We start from the raw sequence: 15,357 nt of genomic DNA, 5'->3' as shown, positions 1-15,357 counted from the left end.
GACTGGCGCAGGAGAAGTTTAATGGAGAGAAGATGGGGAAACCAGCGTGTTGAGCTAATGATTGGCGACATTTCCAAACAAAACGTCGACATCGTCGTCAACGCCGCCAACAGTCGTCTGGCCGGCGGCGGGGGAGTTGATGGCGCCATCCACGCAGCCGGGGGGCCCTCGATCATGATGGAGACCCGCCGTCGTTATCCCGATGGCTGTCCCACCGGCGAGGCGGTCATCAGTTCGGCCGGCGAGCTAGCCGCCCGCTATGTGATCCACGCGGTCGGTCCGATCTGGCAGGGGGGCTCGGCCCAAGAGGAGAAAGAGCTGGAGTCGGCCTACACGCGCTGCCTGGAACTGGCGGCTGCGCACGACGCTACCAGCGTTGCGTTTCCAGCGCTCAGTTGTGGCGCCTATGGCTATCCGCTCGATCTGGCGGCCGAGATTGCGCTGAAGACTTCGATCCTGTGGTTCAAGTATCACCAGCAGCCGCGGCTGATCCGCTTCGTCTTGTTTAGCGAAGGCCCGTATAGCGTTTTCGCCGACAAACTGGAGGAACTGACTGGCAATAGTGGAAAGCCTCGCAAGACGCTTGAGGATGACGCCTAGCAGTCCGTTGATTTTCTCAACGGGCTGCTGGATCGCAGGGATGCGATCCCAAAATAGCGACGGAAGTCGTTATTTCGCGAGCCGCGAAGAGCTACGCTCTGAGCCTGGCGAGGTTGGAAAATGCCACGAGGGCATTTTTCAACAGGCAGCTAGAAGTTCCAGCGACCTACTTTTGTATCCCCGAATCATCTTTGACCTCTCCTCTGGCGACGGCTACGATGAGGGAGCGTCGGCGGCCCCCGCCGATCCCCACCGCGCTCCTTTTCCCCCTTCCTCCCGCCTGACGAGTTGCCGCATGTCGCGCTACATCGCCGCATCGTTGTTTGTTTCGCTGGCCGTCGTTTGGGCGACGCCTGGTCAGACCGCCGAACCGGCGCCGGAGTTTCCCGACGCCCACCTCGAGTTCTTCGAGAAAGAAGTCCGTCCGCTGCTGGTGCGTCACTGCTACGAGTGCCATAGCGCCGACGCCGAAGAGCCAGCCGGCAGTCTCCTTCTCGATTCTCGCGCCGCGATCCTGACCGGCGGCGACAGTGGCGCCGCCATCGAAGTCGGCAATCCCGCAGAGAGCCTCTTGGTCGACGCGATCAATTGGGACGACCTCTACGAGATGCCTCCCAACACCAAGATGCCGGCCGCCGAAATCGCCATCCTCACTCGCTGGGTGAAGATGGGCGCGCCCTGGCCCAAGGAAGAAGCGCCCGAGTTCGTCAAAAAGGCGTTCGACATCGATGCCCGCAAGTCGCAGCACTGGGCCTGGCAGCCGCTGTCGCATCCCCTTCCCCCGAAGGTTTCGCAGGCCGATTGGCCCTTGGACGATATCGATCGCTTCATCCTGGCGAAGCTCGAACAAGCCAAGTTCGAGCCGAACGCACCGGCCGACAAACGAACCTGGCTGCGCCGCGTCACATTCGACCTGATCGGCTTGCCGCCGACGCCCGCCGAGATCGACGCCTACCTGGCGGACGAATCGCCGCAAGCGAAAGAGACGGTTGTCGATCGACTCCTCGCTTCGCCCCGCTATGGTGAGAAATGGGGTCGGCACTGGCTCGACTTGATGCGCTACGGCGAATCGCGCGGCCACGAGTTTGACTACAACATCCCCAACGTCCATGAGTACCGCGACTACGTCATTCGCGCCCTCAACCAAGATCTGCCCTACAACCAATTGGTGATCGAGCACCTGGCCGGCGACTTGCTGGAAGAGCCGCGGTTGCACCCGGACCAGCACTACAACGAATCGATCCTGGGAACCGGCTTCTGGCATCTGGGCGAATGGGTCCACTCGCCGGTCGATATTCGCAAGGACGAGGCCGATCGCTTTGACAACATGGTCGACGTGATGGGCAAGTCGTTCATGGCGCTCACGATCGCCTGCGCTCGCTGCCATGATCACAAGTTCGACGCCATCTCGCAGGCCGACTACTACCGCCAGTTCGGTTTCCTGCAAAGCTCCGAGTATCGTCAGGTCCGCTTCGAGACGATGGCGCACAACGACCAGGTCGCCGACCAGTTGGCCAAGCTTGACCAGCAAACGCAAACGACGCTGACCGCCGCCCTGCGCGAAGCCGCCGCCGCTCGACAATCGAACTGGAAGTCGCTGCTGTCCGCAGCGATCGCCGTGTTGCAAACGAAGGATGCCGATCGAGCCGCGATCGCTCAGGAGCATGGCGTGCGGGTCGAACAGCTTTCGCCCCTGGTGCGCGAGCTGCAGCAAGCGTCCGGCGAGCCGCAACACCCGCTTCACCTGTTTGGCAAGCTGGCGACCAGCGGCGATGATCAGCGTAAAGAAGCGTTCGACTCGCTGGCGTTCACGCCGCTTGATGGCGAGTTCCCCAATCACCAACATCTCATCGACTTCAATTTCGCAACCGAAGCCCAGTGGCGAACCAACGGCTACGCCTTCGGCACGTCGCCGCAGCGAATCGGCCAATTGCAGCTCTCGGGCAAGGGGATGCCGGAAGGGGTTCGTTTGGCCGGCGCCGCCGTGCGCGACGCCCGCTGGAATCGGCTCGCTCGAGCCGACGGCGTCGAGCCTGACCAAGGCCGCCATGGCAAATGGGAACAAGCGGGCCGCACCATCCGCACGCCCACGTTCGAGCTTGCCGACGGTCGCGTCTACTACCTGGTTCGCGGCAGCGGCAATGTCTTCGCCGTGATCGACTCGCACCGGATGATCAACGGCCCGCTGCATGGCGCCTCGCTCAAGTCGTTCCACTTCGACGCCGCCGAAGGCCCGCGCTGGGTCACCCATGACCTGCGCGATTATCAGGGGCATCGGATCCACCTCGAGTTCTCTCCCGACGGAGACGCGCCGCTGGAGATCCTGCAAGTCGCCGAAGGGGACGCTTGTCCGACTTACGCCCCGCCGACCACCGGCAAGTTCATCGCCGCGAAACTGAAAGACCAACCGCTGACCGACGAGACGATCGCCGAAGCGTTCGCCGCTTCGCTGCTCGATGCGACCGCCGCCATCGGCGACCCGACTAGAGACGAGGCCGCGCCGTTGGCCGACTGGTTGGTGCAAAGCCGGGCGATTGCGTTCGACCATGATCGCGACCTCGACATGAAACTTCGCCAGATCGCCGCCGACCACCAGGCCCAGGAGACCGAGCTGATCGACCAGATACGTTTCCGCTCGCGCATGGCCCCGGCGATGTGGGACGGTTCAGGAGAGAACGAACGGGTCATGATCCGCGGCGCGACGCGCAACCTGGGAGACGAAGCGAAGCGCGGTCTGCCGGTCGCGTTCGGCGGCAGCCACGAGTTTGACGCTCTCGGCAGCGGTCGCTTGCAAATGGCCCATGAGATGATGTCTCCTACCAATCCGTTCGCTTCGCGGGTAATCGTCAATCGGCTCTGGCATCACTTGCTGGGTCGCGGCATCGTCGGTTCGGTCGACAACTTCGGCGTGCTGGGCGAAGAGCCGACCCATCCCGAGTTGCTCGACTACCTCTCGAACGAGTTCATCGCCGACGACTGGTCGATGAAGCGAATGATCCGCCGCATCGTGCTAACGCAAACCTATGCGATGTCGAGCGAGCTAGGCGGCCCTGAAGAGACCGCCGACCCCAACAACAAACTGCTCCACCGGATGCGCATCCGCCGCCTGACCGGCGAAGCGATCCGCGACGAAGTCCTCGCCATCAGCGGGCGGCTCGATACGCAAATGTATGGCCGGAGCGTGCCGACCTACCTGACCGAGTTCATGCAAGGTCGCGGTCGCCCGGCGAGCGGGCCGATCGATGGGGATGGCCGCCGTACCATTTACCTTTCGATCCGCCGCAACTTCCTCTCGCCGACGCTGCTCGCCTTCGACGTGCCGCAACCGGCGTCGACCGTCGGCAAGCGGAATCAATCGAATGTTCCCGCCCAGGCGCTGATCTTGCTGAACGATCCCATGATCTACGCCGAAGCGCAGCGGTGGGGCGGTCAAGTCGCTGCGCAAGCCGAGCCGCGAGCCGATCGAATCGCGGCGATGTTCGTCACCGCGTTCGGTCGCCTGCCGCACGAAGCGGAAGCGAACGCGGCGACCGCCTACTTCGCCGAGCGAGCCGCGCAACGGCAGCTGACGCCGGAGGCGGCTGACGCCAATCCCGAAATCTGGGGCGACCTGGCCCACGCGTTGTTCAACGTCAAAGACTTCATTTACCTCCGTTAGTCAGAGCCGTCATGTCGCATTGCCATCGTTTTCGTTCGCAGCCGCTGTCGCGTCGCGCTTTGCTGAAGTCGGCCTCGTGCGGGTTCGCTTCGGTCGCGCTGCACGCGCTGTTGGGCGACGCCGCGTTCGCCGAGTCTGACAGCGCGTCGGCTCCGCATCACGCCGCCAAGGCGAAGAACGTCATCTTCCTCTACATGGACGGCGGACCTTCGCAGGTCGACACCTTCGATCCGAAGCCGGCCCTGGCCAAGTACGACGGCAAGCCGTTCCCGACCAAAACCGAGCCGACCCAGTTCAACAACAACGGCGCCACGCTCGCCAGTCTCTGGAAGTTCAACCAGTACGGCGAGAGCGGGCTGCCGATCAGCGACCTCTTTCCGCATCTCGGCACGCAGGCCGACAAGTTGGCGATGATCCACTCGATGACTTCCGAGTTTCCGGAACACACCAGCGCCAACTACTTCCTGCATACCGGCAGCGGCTTGCAAGGTCGGCCAAGCATGGGCGCCTGGACGACCTACGGCCTGGGAAGCGACAACCAGGACCTGCCGGGCTTCGTCGTCCTGAACGCCGGGCTGATCCCGCCGGGCGGCATCGACAATTTCAACAGCGGCTTTTTGCCGGCCGCCTATCAAGGTTCGATCTTCAATCCCGGCAATCCGCCGGTCGCCAACATTCGCCCCGCCGATCGGACCGCCGACTTGCAGAAGAGCAAACTTGGTTTGATCGAGCGGCTCGATCGCGTTTCGCAAGCCAACAGCGGCGGCGATGACCAACTCGAATCGGCGATCCGCAACTACGAACTCGCCTATCGCATGCAGACCGCTGTGCCGGAACTGATGGACCTGCGCGACGAAAGTAAAGCGACGCTCGAAATGTACGGGCTCAACGATGAGTTCAAAAACACGCAACTCTACGGCCGCCAATGCTTGACCGCGCGCCGCTTGATCGAACGGGGCGTTCGCTTCGTCGAACTGACTTGCCCCGGGGGCAACGGCGATCGCTGGGATCAACATAGCAACCTCAAGGATGGTCACGAGAAGAACGCCAAAACGGTCGACAAGCCGATCGCCGCGCTGCTTGAGGATCTGCAGCAGCGGGGGCTGCTCGACTCGACGCTGGTCGTCTTCGCCGGCGAGTTCGGCCGCACGCCGTTCGCCCAAGGCGCCAACGGCCGCGACCATAACCCGTTCGCGTTTACGATCTGGATGGCTGGCGGCGGCGTCCAAGGCGGCATCCGCTACGGCAAGTCGGACGAGTTCGGCTACAAGACGGTCGAAAACCGCCTGATGATCCACGACCTACACGCCACGATGCTGCACCTCTTGGGCGTCGACCACGAGAAGCTCACCTTCCGCTTCAGCGGCCGCGACATGCGTCTGACCGACGTCCACGGCCACGTCATCCACGACATCCTGACCTAACGTGTGCCACGGCTCTATGAGCCGTGTCTTCGCCCCCCCAATCCAGAGGCCCAACCTCCCTTTTTCCGGAATTCGCTGCAAAGGCGAACCTGGCAAACCCCTGATTTCTCTATTCTGTAGCCCAGTGGCGAAGCCCGCCCCCTTGACGGTCCACCCAATTTCGCAAAAACTGGCATGTTTCCCGCCCGAGGTTGTAGCTCAGTCGGTAGAGCAACGGACTTTTAATCCGTAGGTCCTGGGTTCGAGCCCCAGCAACCTCACTTCCTAAAGCCGGAGTCCCGCAAGGACTTACGGCTTTTTTCATGCGCATACCAACCGGGCATAGTAGCCCGCAGCGCGAGCGAGCGAAAAGCGGTCACCATCACCCCCCAAAGCCCGCGTCGCCAATGCCCACGGGTCTTCTCAGGGACGAATCCCATCCGAATGCCCGTATAGCGAACCGCCGGACTGGACCGACGCGCACCGATTTTCCCCGCCTCGAACTTCCGCACCGCCTGGCAAGCTAGAGAAACCTGCCCGACCGACCGGACCGGACTGTTTCCCTCTTTTCGGTCCGCCGCGCGACTGGACTCGCTCGCGCATTTTTTTCGCCCGCCACGCCAACTCCATACCAGGCCCAACGATCCGGCTAACCGCGAGACTGGACCGGACAGATTCGTTTTTTTTGCGACCGCCGTTGTGGACCGGACTGCGAACTTTTTTTCTTCGCTGCACCCCACCAAGCGACGCCGATGGTTCGTCTACAAAACTTCGGTGGACTGGTCGGCGCGTTTTTTTTCGCGCGGCAGCGTCGTCGATACGCCGCCATGCGATTGGCTCGCCCAACGCCAACTCACCACCCCGAAGTCGACCAGAAATCCGTGCGCTTTGTCAATCGTTTTTGCAGGGCGTCGGGCGATACCTACGGCGCAGGATTCTTCCGCACCCAGGCGGCCAGATCGGTCCAGACTTGCTCGTCGCCGCAGATGCAGTCGTTCCAGGGGATTCCCTCGCTGACCTCTTCGAACTCCTCGTCGTCCTCGTCCTCTCCCAAGAAACGATCCATGTAGGCCTGACGCTGCTCGCGATGCTTCTCAGGCTCGGTGATCCCAAACGACTCGGCCGCTTCCCGCAGCGCCGCGGCCGCTTCGACTCGCCCGATCCGCTGGTAAGCGTCGGCGAACAGAGAATAGGGAGGCTGCCCCGGCCAATCGCTCTCGAAGAAGTAAATCAGCCCACCATTGTCGATGACGCCTTGGGCGGCGTAGATGATGGCGACCGTTCGATAAGGCTCTTCGATCTGGGTCGGATCGTTGTCCACTTTCTTCAGCATCTTGAAGGCGGTATCGCTGACTTGCTCGAGCAAGGCTTCGTCGTTCATGGGGAAATTGCCTGGTGATCCAATGCCTGCCAGATGAAACGTCGGCGCGGCGATTTTGAGGAGCGCCTTCAACGGGAACGTTAGGCGAAATCGTGTCCAACGTCAACGATTGATGGTGCATTCCGTCCTAGGGCTGCGTTGCGTGGCGCGACTTCGCCCTAGGCTAGGTTGGGTCGGCCCGCTGGGCCGAAGAGGACGGGGCGAATCGCGAGCAAGCAATCGCGAGCGAGGAATCCTAAGGCCCGACAGGTTCGTCATTCAGTCATTCGGTATTGATTTGGCATTCAACACTCGTCATTGCCCCCAATCCGCATTTCCCTCGCTCGCGCGTCGGGCTTCTATTGGGCCGGCTTCGGCTTGGCCAGGTAGTTTTTCAGCGGGCAATCCTTTAGCCCCTTCACTCCTTCCACCACGCAGGCGGCGTTGATCACGGCGCCCGGTTTGGTGGTGTGGGTCCAGTCGGTTTCGGTGAACAGGTCGGCGCCAACCTTGGTTTCGCCCAGCTCTTCGTACTTGGCGGCGACCAGTTCGTTCAGGTCGACGAAGTAGGCGCCGGATTGCTGGGCCGCTTGGCGAGCCCAGAGGCCGTAGTCTTGGTCGGCTCGCAAGACGCGGCTATCTTGCCAGCGATCGCGGGGGACCGGCGACAGGATGATCGCGGTCGCTCCTTTCGCTTTGGCGTCGGCGACATACTTGCGCAGGTACCAGCCGTAGCTGTGGACCGTTTCGGCTTTGCCGGTGGCGGCGACGACCCCCTCTTTCGACTCTTCGCCGTTTCCCTTGATTGAGGCCCGGGGGCGATCGCCTTCGAACATCTGCCCGCCGTCGTTGTGGCCAAACTGAATCAGCACGAAGTCTCCCTTGCGGAGCCGGGCGAGCGACTTCCCCCACAGCCCTTCGGTCAGATAACTGCGACTGCTGCGGCCACCGAGAGCCCGGTTCTCGACCTGAATCTGCTGCGGATCAAATTGGGCGTCAATCACCTGGCCCCAACCCCACAGCCCGCCGTCTCCCTTGCCGCCGCCGTTTTTGACGGTCGAGTCGCCAATCAGGACCAGCCGCGGGAGAGAGTCGTCCGCGGCCTGGCTGGTGGCGGCGAAGTTGAGCGAGAGCAGAGCGCAGGAGAAGGCGGCGGCGTAAGCGAGGCGAAGCATGGGGCGAATCCTAAAGCGCGGGGCGAGACTAGCGATAAGGCTATTCTTGGCTCGCCAGGCGAGAATAGCAACCGCTTGACGGGTAGTCGCATGCCCCCGTCGCCACACAGGAGGGGCGTTTGCTTGCGGACGAAGTTCCCTCGCTCGGGCTTCGGGCTACTATTCACTGACTACTTCGGCCGCGTCGCAAGCAACGCGATATTGTCGGCGTAGTCGCAGCCGAGCAACCGAGAAGCGACGTAGGCGGAGGCCTTGTCATGGATCTTCTGGAAGAAACTTCGCCGCTCTGTCGTAAAGACGACGCGATAGCCGCTCACATTGAGATCATGACATGTGAGATAGGCCCACAGATCGGTGATGTTGTAGCAGTGGAGATGAGTCATATCGGTGCCCCACGGATTTCGCACGCATCGGGCGTTGGGGGTCTGCACAATCAGCGTTCCGCCGGGGGCCAACTTGGACGCCATTTGCGACAGCATATGTAAACCGTCGGTCAGCGTAAGATGCTCGATCACATCGAGACAAATGATCGCATCGTAGGTTCGCTCAACCTCGTCCAAACTGGCGTAGGTATGGTCGAATTCTTGGCCGATGTCGAGCGTGTGGTACTCCTTGTCGAAACCCGCCGCTTGCAGCTTCCGCATCACGCGGAGATCGCCAGCGCCTACGTCGAGCAGACTCTCGGCAGAGCGAATCTGATCAAAGAAGATCTGCTCGATTTCGCACAATCCGTCGGTCGCCCACCAGCGCTTGGCAGGAAAGGCCGGGACATTTTGGGCGAGCATTTTCTTGCGTGCCCAGTACTTGGAGTAGGCTGAGTCTTCCGTGTTGGATTTGTCCATGGTGCGCTACTGCATCTCCGTCGCAAACTTGTGGCCGCATTTCCCTCGCTCGCGCTTCGGGCTACTATTGGCGGGGCGGCACGGTTCGTAGAGCCGTGCCGCAATTGTATCCGCTTTCCCGTTTCCGCTTCCCGCTATTCTACCTACTTGCCGCCGATTGGTTCGGCCCGGCCGGTCGACTGGGCTTCGAGGACCTCGACTTTGATCGGCGTCTGGCGGACTTCGCGGTCGATTTCCAGGGTGATTTGTTTTTCTCCCTGGGGCCAATCGAAGGTCATCTGCTGTTCGATCGGGGTTGGGCTGGGGCCGTCCCATAGCTTGAGGCCGGTGACGTCACCCAGGTCGAGCGTGATCTTGCCTGCCTTGGCGACATTCAGCTGGAACCGCACGAACGAGATCTGCGGCGTGTTGCGGTGCGGCCGGAACTTTGGCAGTTTTTCCAGCGGCAACGTGCCGTCGACCTTGCTATAGCGCGAGCCCCACTCCATGGCCGGATCGCCCGTGGCGGCGAGGTTGCTGCTGGTGCGGTTCAAGCGGTTGCTGGCGGCCTGCGTCCACTCGAGCGCCTCCCAGCGGCGGACGATTGGCGTCGGGCTGATCGAGTACGGACCGACCTTACCCAGCTGCGACAGGAACGCGGCGAGGTCGACGATCTCTTCGGTCGTCAGCTGATCGACGGCGCCGGCCGGCATCAGCGACTGCCCATCTTTCTGCTCCTCGATCGCTTCGATCGGGACGGCGACTTCCTTGTCTTCGGCATCACGTAGGAACAACTCTTCGGCGGTCCGGCGAACCGGAATGCCGCTGACGACGCGGCCGTCATCCAGCAGCAAGATCAGCGAGTTGTAGTTCTCCTTCAGCTTGGCGCTGGGCCGCAGCAGCGACTCGACCACGTAGTCGGGCTGAGCGCTGGCGCCGAGGCTGATCAGGTTCGGGCCGACCAAGCCGCCGGCCGGGCCGATGGCGTGGCACTTGGTGCAGTTGAGTTCGGCCTGGCGGAAGATCATTTCCCCCTTGGCTGGATCGCCGCCGGGGATCGCCTTGGTGATGCCGGCCAACTCTGCGTCGGTCCACTGCTTGGCGTCTCCTTGACCCACGCCGCCGGCCGAGCCAATCGCAGCGATCAAGCCTTGCTCGGGCTGGGGCGAAGTTCGCACGGCGCGAATCGCCATCTTGGCGACGTCGCCGTTCAGCTTGGCGCCTTCAAGCGCGGCGGCCAACGTGGCCTGACCACCTTTTCGCATCAGGTAAGGGGCGACAATGTCGGCCACGGCCGACGGCTTCGCTTCGGTCAGCAGGGCGACCGTGCGAGCAGCGGCCGCTTTCGGCACGACGCCCACCAAAGCGGCGGTCGCGGCGGCTCGCAGCTGCGGGCTCTCCGACTTGTCGGCCAGGGCGATCAGGTCTTCCCGGGCTTTCAACTGCGCGAGGGCGCTCAGCGCGGCTTGCTGGATGGCGGTCGAATCGGCGGTCGCTAGGGCGGCCAGCTCGTCGCGCAGGTCGGCAACTTGCCACAAGCCAACCGCGTTGGCGGCGGCGATCGCGACGGCGTCGCTATGGGCGTCGAGCAGTTCGCCGACCGAAGTCAAATCGCCGGCTGGTTTCACCTTCCGCTTTTCGTAGGCGGAAGAGAGGGTCGTCAGCAATTCAGCGCGGCGAGCGGCATCGGTGCTGGCCGTTTCGTCCAAAACAATTTCGAGCAGCTTCCGCAGTTGCTCTGGGTTGCCCCGTTGGGCGGCCAGGTCGAGCGATTGGCGTCGGGCGCCATCGGCCAGGTTAGGCGCGTTCAGCAGCGACAGCGCCGGGGCGACCACTTCGCCCGATTCGACCGCGGCGAAGGCGTAAAGCCATTTCTCGGGCGCCTTATCCAGGGCAACCTCGCCTTTGACCGCCTTCGGCAGCCAGGCAGGCGCAAGTTCGTTCAGCGTGCTCCAAAGGGCGAAGTCGAGGAAGCGATCCATCGGATAGTCGAGGGCGTCCAGCGCCGTCTCGGTCGCTTCCAGGCTATTCAGTTTCGACAAGGCGCAAACCGCCTCGAGTCGAACGCGGGGATGCGGATCAGTGACCGCTTCGGCGAACATCGGCAGCGGATCGGCCAGGCGATCGGCCCATTGCGACGCGACGCGGACCGCGGCCGCCCGGATGTTGTGATCGTCGCAGACCAGCAGTTCGCCCAGGACCGCGGCGTTGGGGATGTTCAGGTTCTGGTAGATCCACAGCACCTCGAGCTTCTTCTGCAGGTAGAGCGGATCGTTGCCGTCGAGGTTGGCGACCCACGGCTCTAGTTCGGGCAGCACCACATCAGCGCCGCGCGACTTCAGCGTCAGCTTGGCCCACAGGCGAACCCATTCTTCCTGGGCGGTCAGCATCTCGAACAGCTCCGGCTCGGTCGCGCCGACGATCTCTTGCCGCTGGAGCGGCGTCATGTCTTTGCGCGTCACCCGCCAGATGCGGCCGTGCGTTTGGTCACGACGCTCGTCGCGGAAGTCGACTTCGCCATGTTGGATGATCGGGTTGTACCAGTCGGCGATGTAGATCGCGCCGTCTGGGCCCATTTTGACGTCGACCGGGCGAAACGCAACGTGCGACGTCTTGATCAACTCTTCGCCTTGGCGGCTCGAATAGCCGGAGCCTTCTTCGTCCAGGATGAAGCGGCAAACGCGGTGAGCCCGGAAGTCGTTAGTGATGCAGTTCCCTTGCCAATCGGCCGGCAACGCGCCGCCACTGAGGATCTCGAGCCCGCAATGTTTGGGCGAGCCGGGATTCAAACCATTGACCAACCGGCGGGCATTTGGCGACGAAACGAAGACCGAATCGGGGAAGACGTAGTTGACCCCTTCCATGTAAGCGCCGTCGGTAGCGAAGTTGGCGCCATACCGATTGAAGTGATGCCCCCACGGATTGACGAACCCTTTGCAGAGGACGTCCAGGTCCATCGTCTCTGGCCGGAATCGCCAGATGCCGCCGCCATCGAGCCGGCGAACGCCGTACGGGGTTTCGACATGGCTGTGGATGTAGATCGACTGGTTGAAGTACATGTTGCCGTCATGGCCCCACCGCAACGTATGCAAAATGTGGTGGGTGTCTTCGGTACCAAAGCCGGAGAGGACAACGCGAGTCTGATCGGCTTTGCCGTCGCCATCGGTGTCGCGCATGTGGAGCAGTTCGGTGCTGTTGGCGACATAGACGCCGCCATCGCCGGGCAGCACGCCGGTCGGGATCAGCAGGCCATCGGCAAAAACGCGGCTCGTCTCGGCGACGCCATCTTTGTCTTTGTCGATCAGCACGACGATCTTGTCGTCCGCTTTCTGGCCTGGTTCGATCTGCGGATAGATGCTGCTGGAAGCGACCCAGAGGCGGCCTTCAGCGTCAAAGTTCATTTGAATCGGCTTGGCGATCGCCGGGTCGGAAGCATAGAGATTGACCTCAAAACCGTCGGCGATGAGGAAGGTCTCCAGCTCTTTGGCCGGATCGGGATCGGGGATGTCTTTCAAGTCGCGCTGCGCGAAGACGTTGGCGGTCAGGGCGAGCGTAAAGAGGCAAGCGGCGATGCGTTTCATAGGAATAGCGTCTCACGTCGACGATTGGGTGATGTTCGGTAGATGGGGCAGGGCGGAAGGAGGGCGACTACTCGACCGGGGCGAGCGCGATCGTCAGCTCGGCCGGTTGCCGCAGCTTGGCGATAGTTTCTTCCTTGGCGCCGATCAGCGGATCAAACTGCGGAATTTCGACCGCGTTGTTCCCCTGCTCATGCTTGCGAAAGAGGAAGAGATAGGTTTCGTTCTGCGGGCGATAGCGATGGAAGAAGAGTTCGTTCTTCGCGACAATCTCTTTCCGCAGCAATTCGGCCGCGTCGGCGAGCTTCGGCACGTTGACGCCGACGCCGGTCTTCCACTGCGCGGCGGCAGCTTCTCCCAGCTTCTCGCCATCGACGCGCAATTGAAGCGTTCCGCCGCTAGCCGCGTTGGAACGAACGATCATGTCGGAAGCGACGTCGGTCACTTCGCCGCCGTAGCTGACCGATTTGGCCGGCAGCGAAACGGCCGCGCTGAGCAGCACCTTGGTCGTCAGCGACGGCTTGTCGAGCGTCACGACCGGGACCGGCTTGCCGAGCGCCTTGGTGATGACGCGGGCCGCTTCCCAATAGCCATACTCAGTCAGGTGAACGCCGTTGCTGGTCAAGTTCGCGTTGCCGCTGACGCTGGGCTCAAACTCTTTGCCAAGTCCGGCAAACAGATCGACGTAGGCACATTGATGGTAGTAAGCGATCTCTTGAATCGCGGCGCCATACTTGGCCAAGTTGGCGTTTTGAGCGCTTGGGTCGGGTAGCGGGCGTCCCAAGTCTTCGAGCGGCGGCGGCGAGAGGAGCATGATCTTCTTGGTGTGCTTTTGCACGGCGGCGATCAGGCGCGAGTAGCCGTCGCGAAAGTCGTCGAGTCCCGGCTCGCCACTGAAGGCGGCGTTCGAGCCGTAGCAGATGATCACGGCGGTTGGCTTGGTCAGGTCGAGCGATGCGTTGAGGTGCTTCCAACCTTCGTCGACATTGCCGAAGCGGGCCCGGGACCGTCCGTAGACGTTGTCGCCGCTCCAGCCAAGGTTGCGGAAGGTGATGTTGCGGTCGGGGTAGGCGGCGGTCAGCGCGGTCTCGATATAACCGTCGCGCTGTTCTCGTTCGACAAAGGTGTTGCCGAGGAAGACGACTCGTTCGCCGTCGACCAGCCCGTCTTGCCAGTTCTGGGGGAATTCGGCCAGGGCGACGCTGGCGGTACACAAGGTCACAACAGCCCAGGCCGTTGCCCAGGCGATGGGGCGAGAAGAAATCACGACGGATCCTTGGAATTTGCGGGGGTGGGGGGGAAGAGCAATCGGGGGAAGTCACGCTCTAGTTTACCTCCCGCTTGTGCGGTTTGCCACGCTTGCCGAGCGAACATCCAGGGCGGTTGCCGCCTCTGGCGCAGAAAGGTAGGTTAACGGTTCTCTATTTCCCCGACCCTTTACCTCCGAACTACTGCAAATAACACGATGAGCGATCCGTATTTTCAGCAACTTTTCGCTGACCGCATCGGCGGCGCCAACTATGGCAAAGGGACCGAAATCTACAAGTTCGAGAAGATCAAGCGGGCCAAGCGCAAAGCCCTGGCCGATCATCCCGAGCGGAAGCTCATCGACTTCGGCATCGGCGAAAACGACGAGATGGCGCCAGAGTCGGTTCGCCAGGTAATGGCGGCCGAAATCAATAAGACCGAAAACCGCGGTTACGCCGACAACGGCGTTGCGACGTTCAAAGAAGCGGTTGCGCGGTTCATGCAGCGGATGTTCGGCGTCACGCTTGATCCAGCCACCGAAGTCAATCACTGCATCGGATCAAAGACCGCGCTGGCCATGATGCCCGCCTGCTTCATCAACCCGGGCGACGTCACGTTGATGACGGTCCCGGGTTATCCGGTCGCCGGCACACACACGCGTTACTATGGCGGCGAAGTCTTCCGTCTGCCGCTGTTGGCCGAGAACGACTTCTTCCCTGACTTCGACAAGATTCCGGAAGACGTCCTCCGCCGCACCAAGCTGCTGGTGATCAACTATCCGAACAGCCCGACCGGCAAAGTGGCGACCAAAGAGTTCTACGCCAAGGTGGTCGAGTTCGCGAAGAAGCACAACATCGTCGTAATCCAAGACGCGGCTCACACCGTGCTGACCTTTGAAGGGGAGCCGCTCAGCTTTTTGTCGGTCCCCGGCGCCAAGGATGTTGGCGTTGAGATCCACTCGCTGTCGAAGGGCTTCGACATGATCGGCTGGCGGATCGGTTGGGTCTGCGGCAATCCGTTGCTGGTCCAGGCCTTCTCCGACGTCAAAGACAACTGCGACTCGGGCCAGTTCATCGCGATTCAAAATGCGGCCGCCGCGGCCCTCGACGACGAGTCGATCCCGGGCCGCACCAAGGCGAAATACGAGCGCCGCTTGAAGAAGCTGGTCGAGATGCTGAAGCGGTGCGGCTTTGAATGCGAAATGCCGGGCGGCACCTACTTCCTGTACGCCAAGAGCCCGAAGGGAATCGCCGGCGGACCGAAGTTCGACTCGGGCGAAGCGGCTTCGCAGTACCTGATCACCGAGCACTCGATCTGCACGGTGCCATGGGACGACGCCGGAGCGTTCCTCCGCTTCTCGGTCACCTACGTCGCCGCCGACGAAGCGGCCGAAGACGCCCTGATGGCCGAGACGGAGTCGCGGCTGAAAGAGATTCAGCTAGAGTTCTAAGCGAAGGCGTCCAATTGGAAATTCTAAAGCGGCCGAGTTCAGCTCGGCCGCTGTTTTTTTTTGC

9 protein-coding genes and 1 tRNA gene are annotated in these 15,357 nt (G+C 62.1%); 5 read left to right on the top strand and 5 right to left on the bottom strand.

What is annotated here, in order from left to right; all coding sequences use genetic code 11:
- Positions 1–57 precede the first annotated feature (57 nt).
- The 4 genes from Enr8_RS13900 (at position 58) to Enr8_RS13885 (ending at position 5,942) form a co-directional block, all read left to right on the top strand.
- Positions 58–600, top strand: coding sequence for a macro domain-containing protein (locus Enr8_RS13900; RefSeq protein ID WP_246120081.1), 543 nt, complete (start codon positions 58–60; stop codon positions 598–600).
- Positions 601–895: 295 nt separating this feature from the next.
- Entirely contained in the window at positions 896–4,258 is a 3,363-nt protein-coding gene (locus Enr8_RS13895) for a PSD1 and planctomycete cytochrome C domain-containing protein (protein ID WP_146432474.1), read from the top strand.
- Between the two features lie 11 nt (positions 4,259–4,269).
- Positions 4,270–5,682, top strand: a complete 1,413-nt coding sequence (locus Enr8_RS13890; protein ID WP_146432472.1) for a DUF1501 domain-containing protein — start codon at positions 4,270–4,272, stop codon at positions 5,680–5,682.
- A gap of 187 nt (positions 5,683–5,869) precedes the next feature.
- A tRNA-Lys gene (locus Enr8_RS13885) sits at positions 5,870–5,942 on the top strand.
- Positions 5,943–6,583: 641 nt separating this feature from the next.
- Here the strand turns inward: Enr8_RS13885 and Enr8_RS13880 are convergent.
- From Enr8_RS13880 to Enr8_RS13860, 5 genes are all read right to left on the bottom strand, one after another.
- The gene (locus Enr8_RS13880; protein ID WP_146432470.1) at positions 6,584–7,042 is read right to left on the bottom strand and encodes a DMP19 family protein; all 459 of its coding nucleotides are present in this window, start codon (positions 7,040–7,042) and stop codon (positions 6,584–6,586) included.
- Between the two features lie 338 nt (positions 7,043–7,380).
- Complete coding sequence (locus Enr8_RS13875) at positions 7,381–8,196, bottom strand: rhamnogalacturonan acetylesterase (RefSeq protein WP_146432468.1); 816 nt, start codon at positions 8,194–8,196, stop codon at positions 7,381–7,383.
- A gap of 170 nt (positions 8,197–8,366) precedes the next feature.
- On the bottom strand, positions 8,367–9,038 hold the full coding sequence (locus Enr8_RS13870; RefSeq protein WP_146432466.1) for a class I SAM-dependent methyltransferase: 672 nt from the start codon (positions 9,036–9,038) through the stop codon (positions 8,367–8,369).
- A gap of 143 nt (positions 9,039–9,181) precedes the next feature.
- Positions 9,182–12,598 carry a PVC-type heme-binding CxxCH protein gene (locus tag Enr8_RS13865; RefSeq protein WP_146432464.1) on the bottom strand — a complete coding sequence of 1,139 codons (3,417 nt, stop codon included), beginning with the start codon at positions 12,596–12,598 and terminating at the stop codon, positions 9,182–9,184.
- Positions 12,599–12,665: 67 nt separating this feature from the next.
- Entirely contained in the window at positions 12,666–13,862 is a 1,197-nt protein-coding gene (locus Enr8_RS13860) for an SGNH/GDSL hydrolase family protein (RefSeq protein ID WP_146432462.1), read from the bottom strand.
- A 198-nt stretch (positions 13,863–14,060) separates the two neighbouring features.
- On the opposite strand from Enr8_RS13860, the gene Enr8_RS13855 reads away from it, so the two are divergent.
- A complete protein-coding gene (locus tag Enr8_RS13855) occupies positions 14,061–15,293 on the top strand; it encodes an LL-diaminopimelate aminotransferase (RefSeq protein WP_146432460.1) in 1,233 nt (410 codons plus the stop codon).
- Positions 15,294–15,357: the final 64 nt, after the last annotated feature.

This window comes from Blastopirellula retiformator, assembly GCF_007859755.1.
Classification (GTDB): domain Bacteria; phylum Planctomycetota; class Planctomycetia; order Pirellulales; family Pirellulaceae; genus Blastopirellula; species Blastopirellula retiformator.
Note: the sequence above shows the minus strand (reverse complement) of the source record. Positions and strands in the feature narration are given on the sequence as shown.

Coding starts and splice junctions, on each gene's coding strand:
- Enr8_RS13900 (WP_246120081.1), top strand. CDS start 58: ATGATTGGCGACATTTCCAAACAAAACGTCGACATCGTCGTCAACGCC.
- Enr8_RS13890 (WP_146432472.1), top strand. CDS start 4,270: ATGTCGCATTGCCATCGTTTTCGTTCGCAGCCGCTGTCGCGTCGCGCT.
- Enr8_RS13865 (WP_146432464.1), bottom strand. CDS start 12,598: ATGAAACGCATCGCCGCTTGCCTCTTTACGCTCGCCCTGACCGCCAAC.
- Enr8_RS13870 (WP_146432466.1), bottom strand. CDS start 9,038: ATGGACAAATCCAACACGGAAGACTCAGCCTACTCCAAGTACTGGGCA.
- Enr8_RS13875 (WP_146432468.1), bottom strand. CDS start 8,196: ATGCTTCGCCTCGCTTACGCCGCCGCCTTCTCCTGCGCTCTGCTCTCG.
- Enr8_RS13895 (WP_146432474.1), top strand. CDS start 896: ATGTCGCGCTACATCGCCGCATCGTTGTTTGTTTCGCTGGCCGTCGTT.
- Enr8_RS13855 (WP_146432460.1), top strand. CDS start 14,061: ATGAGCGATCCGTATTTTCAGCAACTTTTCGCTGACCGCATCGGCGGC.
- Enr8_RS13880 (WP_146432470.1), bottom strand. CDS start 7,042: ATGAACGACGAAGCCTTGCTCGAGCAAGTCAGCGATACCGCCTTCAAG.